Raw genomic sequence first — 3,734 nt, forward strand, 5'->3', positions numbered from 1 at the left:
GCCGAGCTTTTCGCAAAGCCGATCGGAACGAAGCCCGCGATCGTGATCAGGGTCCCGGCGAGCATGGGCGCCGCGAGATTCTTGTAGGCGAAGACGGCGGCGTCTTCCTTGCTGTCGCCGGCGGCAAGCCGCCGGATCGCCGCATCCACGGTGGTCATCGCATCGTCGACCAGCAGGGTGAGCGCGATGATCAGCGCACCGAGCGAGATGCGCTGCAGATCGATGCCGGTCGCGTCCATCACCGCAAAGACGATGGCGAGCGTGAGCGGGATGGCGAGTGCCACGACCGTGCCGGGCCTGACGCCGAGGCTCACGAAGCTGCAGACGAGGATGATGAGGATCGCCTGCCAGAGCGATTCCATGAACTCGCCGATAGCGGTGTCGACGGTCACCGCCTGATCGGAAACGAGCGTGGGCTCGATGCCCACCGGCAGGGTGCGGCGGATCTCGGCCATTTCCTTCTTGAGATTCTCGCCGAGCGCGAGGATGTCGCCGCCGTCGCGCATCGCGATCGCGAGCCCGATGGCGGACTTGCCGTTCACGCGGAACATCGGATCGGGCGGATCGACGAGACCGCGCCGCACGGTGGCGACGTCTCCCAGGCGAACGTTGCGGTCGCCGACACGGAAGTTGAACGAGCGAATGTCCTCCTCGTTGTCGAAGGCGCCGGACACGCGCAGCATGACCCGCTCTTGCCGCGTGTCGAGCACGCCCGCCGGGCGCACGATGTTCTGCTGCTGCAGCGCCCCGATCAGGCTCGGGAAGTCGAGACCGAGGCCGGCCAGGCGTTCGGTCGAGAACTCGATGAAGATCTGTTCGTCCTGCGCGCCGAGGATCTCGATCTTCGACACGTCCGGCACCCGCAACAGGCGCGAGCGCACGTCCTCGACGTGGTCGCGCAGTTCACGCTGGCTGAAGCCGTCGGCGGTAAAGCCGTAGATGATGCCGAAGGTATCGCCGAAGTCGTCGTTGAAGCCGGGGCCGATGACGCCCATCGGCAGCGTGAGGCGGATGTCGTTGATGTTGTTGCGTACCTGCTGCCAGACACCCGGCACCTCCTCGGGCGGAGTCGAGCCCTTGAGGTTGACGAACATGGTGGTGAAACCGGGTCGGGTGAAGCTGCGGATGAAGTCGAGGTGACGCGTCTCCTGCAATCTGCGTTCGATGCGTTCGGTGACCTGGTCGAGCGTCTCCTCCATGGTCGCGCCGGGCCACGCCGCGAAGACGATCATGGTGCGGAAGGTGAACACCGGATCCTCGGCGCGCCCGAGCCGCAGGAACGAGAACGCGCCGGCGACCACGGCGACCAGCATCAGGAAGATCACGAGCGATCGCCGGCGGATCGCCCACTCCGACAGATTCGGGCCGATCACTTCGTGGCCTCGAGCGGACTTACCTTCTGGCCTGGGCGCAGTGCATGGACGCCGGCGGTGACGACGATTTCGCCGGGACTGAGTCCGCCGCCGACGATGACCTGGTCGGGAGAGAAGCTCGCGACCTCGATCGCCCGCAGCGACACGGTGTTCTCCTTCGGATCGACCACCCACACCGACGGCTGCCGGTCGGCCCGCGTCAGCGCGGAGGCGGGAATGCTGATGCCCGCGGCACCGCCGACGTACATGCGTCCGGTCACGGTGCTGCCGAGACGCATCTCCGGCGGCGGGCTCTTGAGCGCGACGCGCACCTGGAAGGTGCCGGTGATGGCATCGGCCCGCGGTGACACCTCGCGCACACGCCCCTTCGCCTTCACCTGCGGATTCATCGTGAGCACCACGGTGATCTCGGGCTGGCTCGGTGCGATGTCCTTCACCTGCGGCGGCACGTCGAAGACGGCGTCGATGCCGCCCTGCTGCGCCAGTTGCACGATCATCCGGCCGGCCTGCACGACTTCGCCCGGCTCGGCGCCGACCGCGGTCACGACACCCGCGGCGTTTGCCATGAGCCGCGTGTAGCCCAGGCGATTCTGCGCGATGTTGACGTTGGCACGCGCCGCATCCACCTGCGACTCGGCGGCCTTGCGCGTTGCCACGACCTGGTCGAAAGCGGCCTTCGAGATGAAACCCTGCTCCAGCAATCGCTGCTGGCGCTGGGAGTTGTTCTGCGCTTCCACCATCTGCGCATTCGCCGCCGCGAGGTTGGCGCGCGCTGCCTGCAGACCGCTTTCCTCGTTCTCCGGGTTGAGCGTGGCGATCAGTTGCCCGACACGTACGGTGTCGCCGACGCCGACCGCGCGATCGATCATGCGGCCGTCGATGCGGAAGCTCAGATTGACTTCGGTGGCCGCCTGCACCGTGCCGGTGAGGGTGACCGTGTCGCCGCCGGGACGCTGCTCGCCGACGACGACGCGCACCGGCCGTATCTCTGGCGCTTCAGGTTCCTCGGGCGATCCGCAGCCGACCAGGGCGAGCAGTGGTGCAGCGAGGAGGAGGGTCAGAAGAGACGGCAGTGCAGGAGATGGGAATGGGGGACGCAGGGACACGATGGAGCGTTTTCCTCTTTGTGTTTGACCGGTGCCCGAGGTGGCCGATGCTGCGGGTGCGCAAGGATACCATGCCCCTACGGTGTGCACGCCGTCTGCCACGGACACCGCAGAATCGTGCGGGAAAGTAACGTGGTCGAACGTCAAACCCGCCGGCATAGCCGCGTGCACGTGTGCCCCGTGCGCTGACGATTGCACGCCCGCCGGCAGGCTGGCGTCGATGCTCTCTGCAAGCCGGACTGGCGGGGGCGCGGCTTGACTCACCCAGGGCGAACGGATAGCTTGAAGATGCAGAGGGGAGGTCGACAGCGATCGACAACCCCCGTTCACTCACCCAACCCGAATCACAAGGGCCAATATGGACAAGCGCACGTTTCTCGCGGCCGGCGCATCGATCGCCGGGCTGTCACTGCTCGCGGCAGGCTGCACCACTACTGGCGGTGCCGCCGCGGATCCGGAGTCCAGGCGGCGGACGATCAACGCCGATGTCGACAACGCGCTCTCGCGCCTCTACCGCGAGGTCGGCGGGTCGCAGGAGCTGGTAGGACGGGCGACGGGGGTGCTGGTGTTCCCGTCCGTTGTCTCCGGTGGTTTCATCGTCGCCGGTTCGCACGGTCAGGGCGCGCTGCGCAAGAGCGGCAAGACGGCCGGTTTCTACACCATCAGCGCGGCGTCCGTCGGCCTCACGGCGGGCGGCCAGTCGCGCGCACTCTTCATCCTGTTCATGACGCAGGACGCGCTCAGGCGGTTCGAGCAGAGCAACGGCTGGACGGCGGGTGTGGATGCCTCGGTCACCATGCTCAACGTCGGTGCCAATGCCCGCCTCGACACGCAGGTCGCGCAGCAGCCGGTGGTCGGTTTCGCTCTCAGCAATGCCGGTCTCATGGCCGATCTCAGCGTGAACGGCACCCGCATCAACCGTCTCGATCTCTGATCACTCGCTTCGCGCCTGCCGCGCGCGACATCCGCGCCCGGCGCACCGTCGCTCGCTCCCTCGGCTTTCTGCAACCACTGCCGGACCGTGAAGGTCCGGCCCTGCGGCGGTGTCGTGGCCGTCGCGCACCGCTGCGACAATGACCCGCAGGCGTTGGGCGCTGCGGGCCCTTGCCGGCGTCCTCCTCGTACTCTTCGTACTGGCTGCGATGGTGGCGGTGGCCGTCCTCCGGGGCGTGACGATCGACGTCTCGCGCTGGCGCGATGCCGCTGCGATGCGTCTTGCCACGGTACTCGAACGCCCCGCGTCCCTGCACGGCCC

At 67.4% G+C, this 3,734-nt stretch carries 4 protein-coding genes; 2 read left to right on the top strand and 2 right to left on the bottom strand.

Features of this window, described 5'->3' with window-relative positions; all coding sequences use genetic code 11:
- Both JNK68_02345 and JNK68_02350 read right to left on the bottom strand, forming a co-directional pair.
- Positions 1–1,373 (bottom strand): efflux RND transporter permease subunit (locus JNK68_02345; GenBank protein ID MBL8539191.1); only part of this gene is annotated, 1,373 nt, incomplete at its 3' end.
- Complete coding sequence (locus tag JNK68_02350) at positions 1,370–2,638, bottom strand: efflux RND transporter periplasmic adaptor subunit (GenBank protein MBL8539192.1); 1,269 nt, start codon at positions 2,636–2,638, stop codon at positions 1,370–1,372. The genes JNK68_02345 and JNK68_02350, both read right to left, overlap by 4 nt.
- A 199-nt stretch (positions 2,639–2,837) precedes the next feature.
- Here JNK68_02350 and JNK68_02355 point away from each other — a divergent pair, with 199 nt between their 5' ends.
- Complete coding sequence (locus JNK68_02355; protein ID MBL8539193.1) at positions 2,838–3,413, top strand: hypothetical protein; 576 nt, start codon at positions 2,838–2,840, stop codon at positions 3,411–3,413.
- A gap of 139 nt (positions 3,414–3,552) precedes the next feature.
- The coding region (locus JNK68_02360; protein ID MBL8539194.1) for a hypothetical protein at positions 3,553–3,734 on the top strand (182 nt) is incomplete at its 3' end.

Source organism: Betaproteobacteria bacterium (genome assembly GCA_016791345.1).
Classification (GTDB): domain Bacteria; phylum Pseudomonadota; class Gammaproteobacteria; order Burkholderiales; family JAEUMW01; genus JAEUMW01.